Annotated in this window: 16 protein-coding genes; 11 read left to right on the forward strand and 5 right to left on the reverse strand. The window is 67.1% G+C overall.

Going from position 1 to position 16,646, the window contains the following annotated elements:
• Positions 1-169 precede the first annotated feature (169 nt).
• Entirely contained in the window at positions 170-1,108 is a 939-nt protein-coding gene (locus AC1Q6E_RS17455) for an ABC transporter substrate-binding protein (protein WP_152798425.1), read from the forward strand.
• Between the two features lie 68 nt (positions 1,109-1,176).
• Entirely contained in the window at positions 1,177-2,145 is a 969-nt protein-coding gene (locus tag AC1Q6E_RS17460) for a Bug family tripartite tricarboxylate transporter substrate binding protein (RefSeq protein WP_296559355.1), read from the forward strand.
• Between the two features lie 12 nt (positions 2,146-2,157).
• Here the strand turns inward: AC1Q6E_RS17460 and AC1Q6E_RS17465 are convergent, their stop codons facing one another.
• Both AC1Q6E_RS17465 and AC1Q6E_RS17470 read right to left on the reverse strand, forming a co-directional pair.
• Entirely contained in the window at positions 2,158-2,892 is a 735-nt protein-coding gene (locus AC1Q6E_RS17465; protein ID WP_492573178.1) for an ABC transporter substrate-binding protein, read from the reverse strand.
• A gap of 59 nt (positions 2,893-2,951) precedes the next feature.
• The gene (locus AC1Q6E_RS17470; RefSeq protein WP_296559357.1) at positions 2,952-3,836 is read right to left on the reverse strand and encodes a LysR family transcriptional regulator; all 885 of its coding nucleotides are present in this window, start codon (positions 3,834-3,836) and stop codon (positions 2,952-2,954) included.
• 111 nt (positions 3,837-3,947) lie between these two features.
• Here AC1Q6E_RS17470 and AC1Q6E_RS17475 point away from each other — a divergent pair, with 111 nt between their 5' ends.
• Together AC1Q6E_RS17475 and AC1Q6E_RS17480 are read left to right on the forward strand one after the other, a co-directional pair.
• Positions 3,948-4,955, forward strand: coding sequence for a Bug family tripartite tricarboxylate transporter substrate binding protein (locus tag AC1Q6E_RS17475; RefSeq protein WP_492573179.1), 1,008 nt, complete (start codon positions 3,948-3,950; stop codon positions 4,953-4,955).
• Positions 4,952-6,544, forward strand: a complete 1,593-nt coding sequence (locus AC1Q6E_RS17480; RefSeq protein ID WP_296559361.1) for a sulfatase family protein — start codon at positions 4,952-4,954, stop codon at positions 6,542-6,544. Before AC1Q6E_RS17475 ends, AC1Q6E_RS17480 begins: the two co-directional genes overlap by 4 nt.
• Positions 6,545-6,568: 24 nt before the next feature.
• Here AC1Q6E_RS17480 and AC1Q6E_RS17485 read toward each other — a convergent pair whose 3' ends face one another.
• Positions 6,569-7,225, reverse strand: a complete 657-nt coding sequence (locus AC1Q6E_RS17485; RefSeq protein ID WP_296559363.1) for a GntR family transcriptional regulator — start codon at positions 7,223-7,225, stop codon at positions 6,569-6,571.
• A 245-nt stretch (positions 7,226-7,470) separates the two neighbouring features.
• On the opposite strand from AC1Q6E_RS17485, the gene AC1Q6E_RS17490 reads away from it, so the two are divergent.
• From AC1Q6E_RS17490 to AC1Q6E_RS17500, 3 genes are all read left to right on the forward strand, one after another.
• Complete coding sequence (locus AC1Q6E_RS17490; RefSeq protein WP_296559365.1) at positions 7,471-8,397, forward strand: fumarylacetoacetate hydrolase family protein; 927 nt, start codon at positions 7,471-7,473, stop codon at positions 8,395-8,397.
• Between the two features lie 64 nt (positions 8,398-8,461).
• Positions 8,462-9,046: a VOC family protein gene (locus AC1Q6E_RS17495; protein WP_296559366.1), complete on the forward strand. Its 585-nt coding sequence runs from the start codon at positions 8,462-8,464 to the stop codon at positions 9,044-9,046.
• 203 nt (positions 9,047-9,249) lie between these two features.
• Positions 9,250-10,239 (forward strand): Bug family tripartite tricarboxylate transporter substrate binding protein, encoded by a 990-nt coding sequence (locus AC1Q6E_RS17500; RefSeq protein WP_152798429.1) that lies wholly within the window; start codon positions 9,250-9,252, stop codon positions 10,237-10,239.
• Positions 10,240-10,272: 33 nt separating this feature from the next.
• Here the strand turns inward: AC1Q6E_RS17500 and AC1Q6E_RS17505 are convergent, their stop codons facing one another.
• A complete protein-coding gene (locus AC1Q6E_RS17505; RefSeq protein ID WP_492573182.1) occupies positions 10,273-11,295 on the reverse strand; it encodes a Bug family tripartite tricarboxylate transporter substrate binding protein in 1,023 nt (340 codons plus the stop codon).
• A gap of 96 nt (positions 11,296-11,391) precedes the next feature.
• Positions 11,392-12,306, reverse strand: coding sequence for a transcriptional regulator GcvA (gene gcvA / locus AC1Q6E_RS17510; RefSeq protein WP_296559371.1), 915 nt, complete (start codon positions 12,304-12,306; stop codon positions 11,392-11,394).
• Positions 12,307-12,460: 154 nt separating this feature from the next.
• Between gcvA and AC1Q6E_RS17515 the strand changes: the two genes are divergently transcribed.
• The 4 genes from AC1Q6E_RS17515 to AC1Q6E_RS17530 all read left to right on the forward strand — a co-directional run bounded on the left by AC1Q6E_RS17515 (position 12,461) and on the right by AC1Q6E_RS17530 (position 16,633).
• Positions 12,461-13,255: a class II aldolase/adducin family protein gene (locus AC1Q6E_RS17515; protein ID WP_296559373.1), complete on the forward strand. Its 795-nt coding sequence runs from the start codon at positions 12,461-12,463 to the stop codon at positions 13,253-13,255.
• A gap of 10 nt (positions 13,256-13,265) precedes the next feature.
• Positions 13,266-14,483 (forward strand): NADP-dependent isocitrate dehydrogenase, encoded by a 1,218-nt coding sequence (locus tag AC1Q6E_RS17520; RefSeq protein ID WP_492573183.1) that lies wholly within the window; start codon positions 13,266-13,268, stop codon positions 14,481-14,483.
• A 152-nt stretch (positions 14,484-14,635) separates the two neighbouring features.
• Positions 14,636-15,421: an enoyl-CoA hydratase/isomerase family protein gene (locus AC1Q6E_RS17525; RefSeq protein WP_296559377.1), complete on the forward strand. Its 786-nt coding sequence runs from the start codon at positions 14,636-14,638 to the stop codon at positions 15,419-15,421.
• A gap of 12 nt (positions 15,422-15,433) precedes the next feature.
• Positions 15,434-16,633 carry a CaiB/BaiF CoA transferase family protein gene (locus AC1Q6E_RS17530; RefSeq protein ID WP_296559378.1) on the forward strand — a complete coding sequence of 400 codons (1,200 nt, stop codon included), beginning with the start codon at positions 15,434-15,436 and terminating at the stop codon, positions 16,631-16,633.
• The last annotated feature ends 13 nt before the right edge of the window (positions 16,634-16,646 follow it).

The following is a 16,646-nucleotide window of genomic DNA, read 5'->3' on the forward strand; positions in this document are numbered from 1 at the left end:
CCGCCTGACCGCCTCGCGTCTTCATATGGACGCCGAGGCCATCCGGCGTCGTCCCCGCACGCATCTCCCGATTGACGGCCTTGCGCGCCGATGTTTATCATAGGTTCGTAATTTTGATACGCCGTTCTCTATTTCAGAACAAACGGGCAGTGCATAGAAGGAGACATTCATGCAAGGGCAACACAATGGGCCGGGCAGACCCTATCGGGTCGGCCTGATCCATGTGGTCGCGAAAGGCGACCCGGTCATCGACACGCAGGACATCGTCGATTTCAAACGAGGAATGGAGGCCATCGGCTATCGGGAAAACGTCGACGTGGTCTACCAGGAGTTGTACGGCAACCGCGACCAGGACCTCATCCAGGCCCATGCCGAGGCCCTCGTCGCCTGGCCCGCGGACGTGATCGTTTCTTTCCTGACCAATGCCAACATCGCCCTCAAGAAGGCCACGCGGGACGTGAAAATCCCCGTCGTCTGCTGGGCCACCAACCACATCGAAGCAGGGCTGGCCGAGAGCTACCGGCGGCCGGGCATGAATTTCACCGGCTTCTCCTACATCCCCTACAACAATTGGGCCAAGGTCAGGCTGCTGAAGATGGCGGTTCCCGGCCTGACCCGCATCGGCCATCTCTACAACCCGACCTATTCGCCCGCTCCCGCCGTGATGCGCGAATTCGCCGACGCCGCGCGCGCCATGGGCTGCGAAATGCCGATCTACGAAACGCTGCGCACCGAGGACTTCGAGTCCAGCGTCCTCGCCATGAAACGGGACGGCTGCCAGGCCGTCCTGGTCGGCCCCCATGCGCTGTTCAACATGAACGGCGAAGTCCTGGGCAGGCTTTTCCTGGATGCGCGGCTGCCCGCCGTGGGCAATCAGATGTCCATCACCCGGGCGGGCGGCCTGGCGACCATCAGCCCGGGCAAGAAGAAAGGCTGGCCGATGATGGCGCAGGTCGTCGACCAGATACTGCACGGCGCGGATCCCGCGCAGATCCCCATCGATCGCAGCATGCGCGGGCCGACCACGCTCAACCTGAACAACGCCCGGCGGCTGGGACTCCAGCTCCCCGCGTCCCTGATCGACGAAGCGGATGTGTTGATCGAATGAAAGCGCCGCCTTGGGCGGCGGCGTGATTGGCAGTCAACACATCAACCGAGGTCGGTCGTATGAACAGCATGAGATTCCTTGCATTCGCCAGCCTGCTCGCTGGCACGGTGGCCACCATCCCCTGCGTCGCGGCCGACGCATCGAACTACCCCGAGCGGCCCATACGCGTGGTCGTCAACTATGCGCCGGGCGGCAGCAGCGATTCCCTGGCGCGCTCGGCGCTGGCCGACCTGGAGTCCTTCCTGGGACAAGGCGTCATCGTCGACAACCGCCCCGGCGCCAACGGCAACATCGGCACAGGCTTCGTCGCCAAATCCGCCCCCGACGGATACACCCTGGGCGTCAGCGGCCTGTCGGGGGTCACCAACTCCTTCCTTTATCGCAACCAGAGCTACGATTTCTTCAAGGACCTGGTTCCCGTGGCGATGATCGCCCGCAACCCGGGCGTGCTGATCGTCAACAAGTCCCTGCCGATACGGACGGCGCAGGAACTGGTGCAGTACGCCAAGGCGCATCCCGGCAAGCTGAACTTCGCTTCCGGCGGACGCGGATCGAGCCTGCACTTGAACGGAGAAATCTTCAAGAGCGCCGCGGGCGTGGATATCGTCCACGTTCCCTACCGCGGGGAAGCGCCCGCCTTGAATGACCTGGTGGGCGGACAGGTCCAGATGATGTTCGCGGTACTGGCTTCGGCCAAGCCCTTCATCGACCAGGGATTGGTCCGGGCCCTGGCGGTCACCAGTCCGGAACGCACGGACCTGATGCCCGACCTGCCCACCTTGCGTGAGTCGGGCATCGGCTTCGGGCTGTACTCCTGGGCGGCGATTTTCGCGCCCGCCGGCACACCCAGGCCCATCCTGGAAAAGCTGAACGTGGCGATCAGAAAGGCCATCGCCCAGCCGAAAACCACCGAACGCTTGAGGGAAATGGGTGCCGAGACCGTGGACATGGATCTCGCGCAGATCAAGGCCTACAGCGACCAGGAGCAACGGTTCTGGGCCGGCGTGTTCTCCAAGCTGCATGTGCAGATGGACTAGCCGGCGCGGCGCTCAGTTCCCGGCGCGGGGCACCGCCGCGCCGGTGATCCCGTGACGCGCCAGCGCCTGCTGGACAAAGCCCGACGCCTTCATTTCCTCGACGAAAGCCCGCAGGTAATCGCCGGCGGCTCCGCCCCGCGACTTGGGCAGGCCCATGGCCTGCCGGATCAGCATGAAATGTCCGGGCAGGAGATGCACGCCCCCCAGCCGCCCCGCGTCGGCTTCGAGCTGCTGGCGCACGCCTGCGGCCACGTCGGCCCCGCTTTCCAGGAACACGTCGACCACGGCCGGCGAGGTCGGCGCCCGCTCGATGTCCGCCTGCTGCAGGCTGCGGCTCAGGTAGAGGTCGTAGGCGCTGCCCTTGCCGACCGTGACCCGCACGCCCGGCCGGTCCACGTCGGCATGGGCGACGATGGGCGAGCCGTCGCGCACGAGGTAGGCGCCTTCGATCACCACGTAGGCATCGGTAAAGGCAATGTGCTCGCCGCGCTTGGGGTCGATGGCGAAGAAGCCGATGTCGGCCTGCTCGGCGGCCACCGCCTCGACCGACTCGCCGGCCGACGGGAAGACCACCAGTTCCAGCCGCGCGCCCAGCCGCCGTGCCAGTTCCCGCGCCAGGTCCACGGACACCCCGCGCGCGCCGTGTTCGTCGTCGCGGCTGGCAAGAATGGGATTGCCGACGTTGATGGAGGCGCGCAGGACTTGCCTGGGCGTGAAGGCGGCGCGGAGGGCTTCGGTCGGTTGCATGGTGGGCTCGGGAACGATGTCAGGCCAGGGGCAAGAGTACACGAAACGGGCGGCGCGCCTCATCCGGCCTCGGCCAGTTCGCGTATCGCTGCCTCGAGCCGCCGGACAGGATCCTCGATGGGCCCGGGATAGCGATACAGGCAGACGTCGTACTGCGGCAGTCCTTCGACGATCATCAGGCGCTGCAGCGGCGCGCCGCCGAAACTGTCGGCGATCTTCTGCATGGGAATGATGCCCATCAGGTCGCCTTGTGAAACGACCGTCATCAGGGTCAGGTAATCCGGGCACTGCGCGACAATGCGGGGTCCGGCCAGCTTGCGGACCCGGAATGCTTCCTCGGCCATGCCGCCGGGCGAGCGGTCCTTGCCCACCACCACCCAGCCCACATCGCGCAGTTCCATCAGCGACCCGGCCTGGGCCAGCGGATGGCCCTTGCGCGAGAAAATGGCCGGCTCGTTCCTGAACAGGGGCACTTCGAGCAGATGCGGATACGCCGCGCTGCGAGGCCGCGGGCATATCGCCAGGTCCAGGTCACCCGCCTCCAGGGACAGCAACAGTTCCTGCGACGATCCGTTGAAAATGCGCAGGGGCGCCACGTCGCCCTGTCCGGCCCAGCCGGATACCAGGCAGGGACCATAGGCAAGAGCCGCACCGGCCGAGATGCCCAGCCTGACGCCACGCGCGGGCAGCGACGGCTCCTGCGTCTCCCGAAGATGGCGAATGGTGATGTCGAACCGGCTCGATTGCGCCGCCAGGGTATGCGCCGCCGGCGTCGGTAGCACGCGGCCGCCGACACGCGTCATCAAGGGCATGCCCAGCTCCCGTTCCAGGGCCTGGAGCGCCTGGCTGATGGCGGGCTGCGTCACGCCCGCCTCGCGCGCGGCGGCCGACAACCCGCCTTTTTCCACCACCAGCCGGAGGAAATCGAGATGCCGTGTGTTCATAAGAATTGCTTATGGAGAGAAGCGGGCATGCATTGCATTCGAAGGGCCCGCTTCACAAACTTGTGACCGGGGCGACATATTGCCGCCGGATCGGAATCGGAGACGAATCGAATGCTATCTACTTTGGCAAGACGCCCGCGCCGCGGGGCCAAGGGCCCGGTGCTGGCCTGCCTGCTGCTGGGCCCGTGGCTGGCGTTGGCGCCACCCGGCGCCCAGGCGTTCCCGGACAAACCCATGCGCATCATTATTCCATACACCCCCGGCGGGCCGGTCGATCTGACCGTGCGCCTCATCCAGCCGCAACTCGAAGCGGCCTTCGGCAAACCCCTGGTCGTGGAGTACAAGTCGGGAGCCGGCGGTGCGATAGGCGTACAAAGCGCCGCGGCGGCCAAGCCTGACGGCTACACGCTGGTCGTGGCCGCCACCAACAACATCGTCATCGATCCCTTCCTGAAGAAGGGCGAGACCTTCGATCCCCTGCGCGAACTCCAGCCTCTGATCAAGGTAGCGGAGATTCCCGCCGTGCTGTTCACCAACCGGCAACAGGACGCGAAGAACTGGGAAGCCTTGCGCGCCGGCGCGGCCAGGACCGGACGGGTGCTGAACTTCGGGTCGCCCGGCGTCGGCACCACGCCTCATCTGTCGAGCATCCTGCTGGCGAAAGCCACCGGCCTGCCCATCACGCACGTCGCCTATCGCGGCGCGCAGCCCGCGGTGCAGGCGCTGATGGCCAACGAGGTCCAGTTGTTCATGGGTGCCGCCGGCCTGCTCGCGGGACAGGTCCAGGGCGGCCAGGTCGTTCCCCTGGCCGTCTCGGCGCCCGAACGGCTGGCCGTCATGCCGGACGTGCCGACCGTCAAGGAGGCCGGCATCCCCGACGTGCTCGCCAACAACTGGCTGCTGCTCGCCGCGCCCAAGGGCTTGCCCCGCGACGTCGCCGAGCGCATCGAACGGGTCTTCGGCGAGGTGCTCGGCTCGGAGGAAAGCCGTTCGCGCTATGCGGCGCAGGGCATGGTGCCATCGGGCAGGACAGGCGCGCCGCTGCTGGCCGACCTGCGGGCCGAGGCCGGAAAGTGGCGGACCCTGATCCGCGGCGAAGGCCTGGAGGAAGGCCAATGACGCCGCGCCCCAACTTCCTGGTGTTCATCACCGACCAGCATCGCGCCGACCACCTGGGCTGCTATGGCAACCCCGCCATCAGAACACCGCACATCGATGCGCTGGCCGCGCAGGGAACGCGCTTCGACCGGTTCTACGTGGCCAGTCCTGTCTGCATGGCCAACCGGGCCACCTTGATGACGGGGCGCATGCCGTCCCTGCATGGCGTCCGGCACAACGGCATCGCGCTGTCGCGCGATGCGACGACCTTCGTCGACCTGCTGCGCGCCGGCGGCTACCGCACCGCGCTGATCGGCAAGTCCCACCTGCAGAACATGGGCCACGACGGTCCGGGCCGCAAGCGCTGGACGGCGGGACTGGGCGATCTGGATCCCCCGGCCGCCCTGCGCGATGCCGGCACTCGCGCCCGGGCGGGGGCCGCCTACGACAACGAATGGACCCCTTATTGGGAAGAAAACCCGGGGCACACGGTCTCCCTGCCCTTCTATGGCTTCGACCACGTGCGCTTGTGCACTTTCCACGGCGACCAGGTCGGCGCCGACTACGCGCGCTGGCTGGAAGCCCGCCATCCGGGCTCAAACCGCTTGCGCGGCAGGGAGCACGCCATTCCCGACGGCCGCTACAGCGCGCCGCAGGCATGGCGCACGCGCGTACCGGAATCGCTCTATCCGACCTCGTACATCGCGGACGAAGCCACCGGCTTCCTGTCCGGCCAGGATCGGGGCAGCGGCGACAAGCCCTTCTTCCTGGCCTGCTCCTTCCCCGATCCGCACCATCCCTATACGCCGCCCGGAAAATACTGGGACATGTACGATCCGGACAGCATCGCGCTGCCCGCCTCCTTCTGGAACCGCGGCTCGACTCCTCTGGTCTCGTCGGTGCATCGCGACACCGCCCAGGGTCGGTACAGCCGCGAAGGCTATATACCGTTCGGCGTCACCGAACGCGAAGCGCGGGAGATCATCGCGCTGACCTACGGCATGATCTCGATGATCGACGATGCGATCGGCCGCATCATGGCCGCGCTGCGGGAAAGCGGCCAGGACCGGAATACGGTCGTCCTCTTCACCAGCGACCATGGCGACTGGATGGGCGATCACGGCCTGATGCTCAAGGGTCCCCTGCATTACCAGGGCCTGATCCGCGTACCTTTCATCTGGCGCGATCCCGCCGCCGACAGGCCGCCGCACGCCGTCGACCGGGACATGGCCGGCACCGTGGATATCGGCCGCACCGTGCTGGGCCGCGCCGGCATCAATCCCTACAACGGCATGCAGGGCATCGATCTGCTGGCCCCATCGAGACCCGCCGGGCGAACCATGGTGGTCGAGAGCGAGCAGGTCATGCACAAGTTCGACCAGGGCCGTTCGTTCAGGGTGAGGAGCCTGGTGGACCCGCGCTATCGCCTGTCCGTGTCGGACATCGACGAAATCGGCGAACTCTATGACCTGGACCAGGATCCGGCGGAAACGGCCAATCTCTGGACGTCCGCGCCGCATCAGGCCGTGAAGGCACGCCTGCTCGAACGACTTTGCCGCGAGCAGATCCGACTGGGAGACGAGGCGCCATTGCCTACCGCACTGGCTTGAGGCGCCCGCCCCCGGGGAGGGCGGTCAGCCGTGAACTCCGGCGCGTTGCGCTTCGATCTGCTCCATCACGTGGAGCGTCAGCCGGGTGGTGTGGCTGCGCATGGCCAGGTAGGCCTGCTCGGGCTGCCCGGCCAGCACCGCTTCCACGATCTTCTCATGTTCGCGGTGCGAGGTCTCGAAACGGCGCTCGACGCCGCTTTGCGCGGCACGGACCGGCGCGAGGCGGTCGCGCAGGTTCTCCACCTGCGCGACCAGGGTCTGGTTCTGCGTGCCCTGGCAAATGAGCTGGTGGAAGCGCGCATTGAGCCGGAGATAGGCATCGGCATCGCCGCGCCCGGCCACCCGCTGGGTTTCTTCGTGCAGCAGTTCCAGCTGGCGGCGCTGCATGGCGCTCATGCGCTGGGTGGCGATCCGGCAGCAGAGGGACTCCAGCTCGCACAGGGCCTCGAGCATGTCGGCAAGCTGTTCGGCGCTGACGTTGGCCACCACGCCGCCCCGACGCGGCACCAGTTCGATCAGGCCACGGGCATTGAGCAGGCGGAGCGCCTCGCGAATGGGCGTGCGCGATACCTGGAAGCGCTCGGCCAGCGAAGGCTCTTCGAGCTTCTCGCCAGGGGCCAGGGTACCCGCAATGATCTCGTCAGCCAGCGACTGGCTGATCCGAGCGGCAATGGTGGTCACGAGAGCATCCTTCCATATGGACCATCGAATGCCGGCGGATTATACGCGGCGCCTATCCCGCCATGAACATAAACGGCATCCGGACATTCTTGCTTCTGATTTGGAACACACTTGGCAAAAATATTATTTCAAACATGTTGACGTGTATACACGATGATCTTAAAGTATTCCTAACCGAGGGACGACCCTGGCGACGCCGCCAGCCCGTCCCATGGCTTCCCTATACACAGCAACAAGGAGATCCCGTGAACTGGCACGGTCTGGCGACTTATCAGCGCGGCGGCAGCAAGCATCCTGGCCTGGTGGTCAACGACACCCTGTACGACCTGGCTCAATTGGCGAAGGCCTGCGACGTGGACCCGGCCCGCGTGGCGGGAGGCATAGGCGCGCTGATCGCGGATTGGGCCGGCAGCGGCCCGCTGGTCGCCACGATGGCCGCTCGCGCCGCCCAGCTCGCCGCGAGCGGCCGGCTCGCCGCGGTGGAAGGCGCCACCTATGCGGTCCCCTACCAGCCCCGCCGCATCTTCGCGACGGCTTCCAATTTCTACGAACACGCCGACGAGATGGGCACCAAGCTGGCGGCGCGCAGCGAAAGCCAGCCCTATATCTTCATGAAGGCCGAAACCAGCGTGGTCGCCACCGGCGAAAACGTCCAGATGCCGCCCGAGACCAGCCGTCTCGATTGGGAAGTGGAACTGGGCGTGGTCATCGGCAAGACCTGCCGCCACGTGTCGGTCGACGATGCGCTGTCGGCCATCGCCGCCTATACCGTCTTCAACGACATCAGCGCCCGCGACCTCAACCGCCGCACCGACTATCCGTTCACGCACGACTGGTTCCGCGGCAAGAGCTTCGACACCTTCGGTCCCATGGGTCCGTGGCTGGTGCCGGCGGACTGCATCGGCGATCCCCAGCAACTGCGCATGTCGCTGGCGGTCAACGGCGAAACCATGCAGGACGGCAGCACCTCGGAAATGATCTTCTCGGTGGCCGAACAGATCGCCTACCTGTCGCGCATCCTGACCCTGCATCCCGGCGACTTCATCGCCACCGGCACGCCCGACGGCGTGGGCATGGGGCGCGGCGTGTACCTGAAGGCGGGAGACACGATGGTGGCGCGGATCGAGAACATCGGTACGATCGAAAACACCGTCGTACAGGAAAGCCGGTAGGACGACATGCCGACGATCCCACCCCTACCATGCCACCGGGCCGCGGGCCCGCAAGGAGGCAGCCGTGACATCCCCTGACCAGCAACCGGTCGCACCCATCCGTACACGCAAGCTCGGGCACCTGGTGCTGATGGTGCGCGACCTCGACGCCTCCACGCGCTTCTATACCGAGGTCATGGGCCTGCGCGTCTCCGACCGCATCGGCGACCAGATGGTCTTCCTGCGGGCGGGTGAAGACCACCACGACCTGGCCCTGTCCCGCATCCCCGATGACGCCGCCGACCGCGACGATCTGCCTCGCTACACGCGCCCCGGCCTCGAGCACTTCTCGTACTACGTCGAATCGGTCGAGGAAATGCGCCGCGCCGTGGACGTGGCCCGCCAGCTGGGCGTGACGATCGAACGCGGCATCGGCCAGCACGGCCCCGGCTCGAACTGGTTCCTGGTATTCAAGGATCCGGACGGCAACAACGTCGAGATCTATACCGACATGGACCAGATCCCGGTTACCGCCGACCACCAGCCGCAGACCTGGGAACGCAACCTGGAGTCGTTCGACCGGCACCGCCTCGCCCATTTCGTCGTCCAGCCGCCCGCCGCGGTGCTGGCGGCCAAGGACGGCAAGAAAAACGCAGGACAAAAAGACTGAGCACGGGCGCCGCGGTTCCGGCGCCCGCCAGCCCAGCACGTAGGAATCCGGCGCGGAAGGGGGCTCTTTCCATCGGCATCGCCGCGGCGCATTCGCGCTCGGGAGACCCTTTGCGCGCCCGTTATCCGGCCGCCGGCCGCGCTCGCATCGAACGACGGCCCGCTCCATCGACAACAATGACGACCGATGAAGGAGACAACACCATGAAACCCCTCCAGCAATGGCTGCGCCGCGTTCCCCTGGGCCTCGCTGCGGCCGCGATCGCGGCGGGTCCCGCCGCCGCCCTGGCCGCCGATGCCTGGCCCAGCCGGCCGGTCACCATCGTGGTGCCGTTCGCCCCCGGCGGCAATACGGACATGATGGCCCGCATGATGGCCGAACGCATGAGCAAGGTGTTCGGCAAGCCCTTCATCGTGGACAACAAGGGGGGCGCGGCCGGCACCATCGCCGCCGAACAGGTCTCGCGCGCCCAGCCCGACGGCTATACGCTGTTCATGGCGACCATGACGCAGATCGTCACGGCGCCCATGACCAACAAGATCCGCTACGACCCGATACGCGACCTCGCCCCCATCATCAACGTGGGCGGCAACCCCTTCGTGCTGGCGGTCAATCCCCAGCGCAACTTCCGCACCGTGACCGATCTCGTCAACTATGCCAAGGCCAACCCCGGCAAGCTGAACGTAGGCCACGGCGGCAACGGCACGCTGACCCATCTGTCGGCGCTGCTGTTCCTGAGCCGCGTCGGCGTGACCGCCACCACGGTTCCCTACCGCGGCGGCGCGCCGGCCCTGGCCGACGTGCTGGCCGGCCAGATCGACATGTACAGCGCCAGCGTCTCGGAAGTCATGTCCTACGCCAAGACGCCCGAAAAGCTCACGCTGCTGGCGGTCTCCAGCGACAAGCGCCTGCCGCAGCTGCCGTCGGTTCCCACCATCGCGGAAACCTACCCGGGCCACGAGGTCGACACCTGGAACGGGTTGATGGGTCCCGCGGGCATGCCCGCTGACGTGGTCGCCAGGCTGGCCGAGGAAGGCCGCAAGATGATCAACGAGCCGTCCTTCCGCGCGCAGCTCGAGAACGCCGGCATCACGCCGCTGGGTGAAATGCCCGACGCGTTCGCCGCCCGCATCAAGGCGGAAACGGCGAAGTGGAAGCCGGTGATCCAGGCAGCGGGGATCGAACCGCAATAAGCGGTCCTGGAGACGGTCGGCGCATCGGCCTCGCTACTCGGGCGTAATCCCTGCCTGCTTGACCAGCGCCGACCACTTCTTGAGCTCCTTGCCCTGGTAGACGGCCAGTTCCTGGGGCGTGGAGCTGCGCGGGTCCACGTTCAGTTCGCGCATCTTGCTCCGTACCGCGGGCAACGCCAGGAACCTGGACAGGCTCTTGTTCAGGCGATCGACCACCGGCTGGGGCGTACCCGCCGGGGCGAAAATCGCGAACCAGTTCTGGATCTCGTACCCGGGCAGGCCCGCCTCCGACATCGTCGGCACATCGGGCATCAGCTCGCTGCGCTGATCGCTGGTGATGGCAAGTGCCCGCAGCGATCCCTGGTTGACCAGCGGCACCGCCGCCACGATGCCTGAAAAATACATCTCCACCTGCCCCGCCAGCAGGTCGTTCAAGGCGGGGCCGCCTCCCTTGTAGGGCACGTGCACGATGTCGACCGCCGCCATCGTCTTGAACAGTTCCGCGGCAAGGTGGGTCGGCGTGCCGACGCCGGCGGAAGCAAAATTGAGCCTGCCCGGCGCGGCCTTGGCCCGGGCGATCAATTCCCCCACGCTGCGGAACGGCTGGCGCGCGCCCACGACCAGCAACGACGGCGACGTACCGACCATGCCCACCGGCGAGAAATCCGCCACCGCATCGTAGGGCAGCCTGGAATACAGGCTGGGCGCGATTCCCAGCGACGCGGTGCCGCCCAGCAGCAGCGTGTAGCCGTCCGGCGCCGCCTTGGCCACCATGTCCGCGCCTATGGTCCCGCCCGCGCCGCCTTTGTTCTCGATGACGATGGGCTGGCCCAGGTCCTTGCCGACCTCGGTTGCCAGCAAGCGGCCCAGCACGTCATTCGGCCCGCCGGGCGGGAACGGGATCATCATGCGGATGGGACGATCCGGGTAGGATGCGGCAACGGCGGCGGCACAGGCACAGCTCATGGCCACGCCGGCCAGCAGGCGGCCGGCGCCCTGGTGCAGTCGATGGAGGAAAGGAGGAGGGGCAGAGGGAATCCGGGCGGAATGCGGCATGAGGTCTCCTTGGATACCGGCGGCCCCTGCTTGGGAGACCGTCGAATTGCCGCTGATCGTAGAAGGGGCCCGCCACCGCGCACAAACCAGTATTTCTCACTCGGCCTTGAACTTTTCTAACGACCTGGCCGTGCCGCAGGCCACGAGCCACTCACGGAAAGCGCAGATCTTCGAGTCGTCGGCCCGCGCCTGCGGACAGACCAGGTGATAGCCGCGCGCGCGGCGCAGCACGAAGGGATGAGGCGCCACCAGGATTCCCTGCTCGAGGTCCTTGGCCACGTAGCGAAGCTGGCCCAGCGCGACGCCCAGCCCTTGTATGGCGCATTGGTAGATCACGCTCAGGTCTTCGTAGTGGACGTCGCTGGCCGAGACCTTCCTGGCCGCGCCTGCCGCGGCGATCCAGTCGGACCAGTGCTGCGGCCGCCGGTTCGAATGCAGCAGCGGCAATTTCAACAACGCCCCGGTACTGCCTCCGGCAGGCAGGGCGGCCGCCAGTTCCGGCGCCATGACCGGCGTCAGCGCATCGCTGAACAACAAATCGCTGCGCAGGCCCTCCCACGGTCCGTCGCCGTACAGGATGCCGACATCGACGGTATCGCGGCGGAAATCCACCGCGTCCACGCTGGCCGCCAGGCGGATCTTGATCGTCGGATGGGCGTGCTGGAAGGCGGGCAACAGCGGGATCAGCCAGCGCAGGAAGAAGGTCGTGTGCCCTCTTACCGTCAATACCTGCGCCGAGCCCGACGACACCAGCTCCTGCGTGGCGCGCACGATCTGCCCGAACGCGACGCTGAGCCCCTTGGCATAGACCTCGCCGCCGCGCGTCAGCCTGGGCGGCCGCTCGGTCCGGTCGAACAAGGCAAAGCCCAGCCAGGTCTCCAGCGCCTTGACCTGATGGCTGACCGCGCCCGGCGTGATGTGCAGCTCGGCGGCGGCCTCGGTGAAGCTCAGGTGGCGAGCCGCGCTTTCGAACACACGCAGCGGATTCAAAGGAGGAAGCTGAGGGTTCATGGCCATGCTCCAGCATTAGTTTTTCTAAAAACTGGATGAAGTATTTTGGATGGCGACGCGCGGGGAAGCCGCCTTAAGATGGTCCGGCCGGCCGCCGCGAACTTGTCGCGGCAGACTACATCATCCGTCAGTGCGGCGGAAGCAGGAGCATTGCGTGAGCCCAGACTACTCCACCGATTTCCCTTCGCTCAAAGACACGGTCGACGCCGCCGAATGGCGCACCCGCACGGACCTGGCCGCGTGCTACCGGCTGATGGACCGGTACGGCATGACCGACATGATCTACAACCACATCACCGCGCAGATCCCGGGCAAGCACGAGCGCCTGCTGATCAATCTCTACGGCCTGCTGTACAAGGAAATCACCGCGTCGAACCTCGTGGAGATCGACTACGGCGGCCACGTCCATCGCTGTCCGGACACCGCCTACGGCATCAACCGGTCCGGCTACGTGATCCACGGCTGCATCCACCGGGCGCGGCCCGACGTGCATTGCATCATCCACACCCATACCCGCGCGGGCATGGCGGTGTCGGCCATGGCCTGCGGCCTGCTGCCCATCACCCAGACGGCTTCGCGCTTCCACGGACACATCGCCGAACACGCATTCGAAGGTCCCGCCATCGACCTGGAAGAACAGGCCCGCCTGGTCGCCGACCTCGGCCCGCACAACGCCATGATCCTGCGCAACCACGGCCTGCTGGTCTGTGCGCCTTCGATCGCGCAGGCGTTCAACCTCATGTACCAGCTCGAGATGGCGTGCCGCGCCCAGGTCGATGCCGTGGCGGGCGGTATCGCGCAGGTCCGCCTTCCCTCCGAGGAAGTGCTGGCGCGCGCCGCGCATCTCTACCAGCCCGGCACCCGCAGGCCCTACGGCGAACTGGAATGGCATGCGATGCTGCGCTGGCTGGAAGCCGAGCCCGGGGGTTTCCCGCGCCACGACCGCTGAGCGAGACCGCATGCGCAAAATCACCTTTCGCCATCCCATCGTCGAGATCGATGGCGATGAAATGACGCGCGTCATCTGGGCCTGGATCAAGGAAACGCTCATCCTGCCCCACGTGGACGGCGAGCTGCAGTACTTCGATCTCGGCATACACAATCGCGACGCGACACGCGACCAGGTGACGCTGGACGCCGCGCATGCCACGCTGCGCCACGGCGTGGCGGTCAAGTGCGCGACCATCACGCACGACGCGGCGCGGATGCGTGAATTCGGCTCGCCCGCCATGCTGCCCAGCCCCAACGCCACGCTGCGCAACATCCTGAACGGCACGGTGTTCCGCGAGCCCATCTGCTGCGCCAACATTCCCCGCCTCGTGCCGCACTGGGACCGCCCCATCGTCATCGCGCGCCACGCATTCGGCGATCACTCCAACGCCGGACAGATCGAGCTGCCCGGGCCCGGCACGCTCAGCCTGCGCTTCACGCCCGACGACGGCGGCGCTCCGCTCGAACGCGAGGTCTGCCGCACCGACGGCCCGGGCATCGCCCTGGCCATGTACAACCTCGACGCGTCGATCGCCGGCTTCGCGCGCGCCGTGTTCCGCTACGGGCTCCAGCGCCGCTACCCCGTCTACCTGTCGACCAAGCACACCATCATCAAGACCTACGATGGCCGCTTCTCCGCGCTTTTCCAGGAGATCTTCGAACGCGAGTTCGCGCGGGCCTATCGCGCGGCCGGCCTGGCCTACGAACATCGGTTGATCGACGACATGGTGGCGAGCGCGCTCCGGTGGCGGGGCGGCTACATCTGGGCTTGCAAGAACTATGACGGCGACGTGCAATCGGACGCCGTCGCCCAAGGCTACGGATCCCTTGGCCTCATGGCATCGGTGCTGATCACGCCCGACGGGCGCGCCTTCGAAGCGGAGGCCGCCCACGGCACGGTCACGCGCCACTACCGCGAACACCAGGCCGGACGAGAAACCTCGACCAATCCGATCGCCTCCATCTACGCCTGGTCGCGCGGACTTCGGCAGCGCGCGGAACTGGACGATACACCCGCTCTCGCCGCATTCGCCGCCGCGCTGGAGCGATCCTGCACCGCGACCGTGGAGGCGGGCTTCATGACCCGGGACCTGGCGGCCCTGGTACATCCCGGCCAGGCGTGGCTGAACACACGGGCCTTCCTCGAACGCGTCGCGGCAACCTTGCACCGCGAACTGGCCGCCTGAGGCCTCCCGGGCGTGCCGCGCCGGCGCGCTTCATCTCCTTGTTTTTCACATATGTGAAATAGCTTTCACACTGGTGAAAGCAGCGTCCTCCTGGCGTTTCCCGTCGAGATAATGCGCCGCACCCGATGCACGCGGCCACGACAGGAGACACCATGCCCCAGCACATCAGAATCGACCGACACGGCCCCATCTGGCGAGTCGTCATCGATCGCCCGGCGTCCAAGAACGCCCACGATCTCCAGACCTTCCAGGAACTGGTCGCCGCCTTCGACCAGGTCGAGGCCGACCCGGACTGCCGCTGCGCCATCCTGACCGGCGCCGGCGACATCTTCAGCGCCGGCCAGGACCTGCGCTTCACCGGGCAGGCGGATCCCCAGGCCATCGACGCCTACGGCCGCTGGAACGTCGCCGCCCGCCAGCGCATCCAGCGCAACGCCAAACCCGTGGTCGCGGCGGTGAACGGCCCGGCCATCGGCGGCGGCGTCTACCTGGCCACGTCCTGCGACCTCGTGGTCGCCGTCGACACCGCCTTCTTCCAGATGCGCGAAATCCAGGCCGGCAACCACAGCGGCGGCGCCTTCCTGTTCACCATCGGGCGCGCCCGCTCGCTGGAACTGTCACTGCTGGGCGGTCGCCTGCCCGCGCCGCAGGCGCTGGAGTGGGGGCTGATCAACCGCTGCGTGCCGGCGGCGGACTTCGATGCCGCCGTGGACGAACTGGCGGCCGCGCTGGCCGACCTGCCGCCGCTGGCCATCCGCTACACCAAGAGCGCGACCAACCTGCTGCTGGACATGGCCGGCTTCAGCAACCACATGGAGGCCGGCTCGCCGATGCAGCGCTACCTGGGCCTGACGCCCGACGGCCGCGAGGCCAAGCGCGCCTTCAACGAGCGCCGCAAGCCGGTCTTCACCGGCCAGTTCCCCCGCGTCGCCGAGTAGGAGAACCCGATCGTGCCCCAACCCCTGCAAGGCTGCCGGGTCGTCGACTTCACGCACGTGCTGTCGGGCCCCATCGCCACCAACTTCCTGCGCCTGCTCGGCGCCGAGGTCATCAAGATCGAATCGGCCGCCGGCGACACCATGCGCAACTACGGCGGCATCCAGTATGCCGATGGCATGGGCCCATCGTTCGCGTCGGTCAACTCGGGCAAGAAGTCCATCGTGCTCGATCTCAAGCACGACGCCGACGTGGCGGTCGCGCGCGAGCTGATCGCCGGCGCCGACGTGGTGACCGAGAATTTCCGGCCCGGCGTGATGGACCGCCTGGGCCTGGGCTACGAAGCCTGCAAGGCCCTCAACCCGCGCATCGTCTTCTGCTCGATCTCGGGCTACGGACAGCGCGGCGAGGTCCGCCACCAGCCCGCGATCGACCAGATCATCCAGAGCACCTCGGGCATGATGAGCCTGAGCGGCGAACCCGGCACCCCGCCCATCCGCATCGGCTATCCGGCGGTCGATACCTATTCGGGCCTGCTGGCTGCCTTCGCCATCGTCTCGGCCCTGCTGCAACGCGGCCGCGACGGCCAGGCGCAGCAGGTGGACGTAGCCATGTTCGACGCCGCGCTGGTGCTGATGATCTCGATGGCCGGCCCGCACCTGCTGACCGGCAAGCGCCCCGCCAAGCAGGGCAACCGCGGCTACAGCATGTCGCCCACCGCCGATACCTTTCCGGCCGCCTCGGGGCATCTCACCCTGGGCGCGGTCCGCCAGGACCAGTTCGAACGGCTGTGCCGCGTCATCGGCCGCGAGGACCTGATCGCCGATCCACGTTTCAAGGATCGCGGCACGCGGGTCACGCATGGCGAAGCCCTGCAGCACGAGGTCCGCCAGGCACTGGCCGGCCGCGAAGCCGCCGAGTGGGCAAGCCTGCTCAATGCGGCCGGCGTACCGGCCGGAGAAGTCCGCGAGCTTCCCGAGGCGCTGGCGCAGCCCCATCTGGACGACAGGCAATTACTGTTGTCGATCCCGGCCGGCGACCAGGCCCTGCGCGTGCTCAATGCGGGCTTCTGCTACGAACACGACGGCCCGGGCGTGGACGCGCCGCCGCCGGCACTGGGCCAGCACACGGCCGAGATCCTGGCCAGCCTGGGCCGCACGCCCGAACAGATCGCCGCCTTCCTGCACCGCGAGGATTCCAAGGCGGAATCCTGACACCACGGGGCCC

The sequence above is a fragment of the Pigmentiphaga sp. MLSB6-MA01 genome (assembly GCF_058793475.1).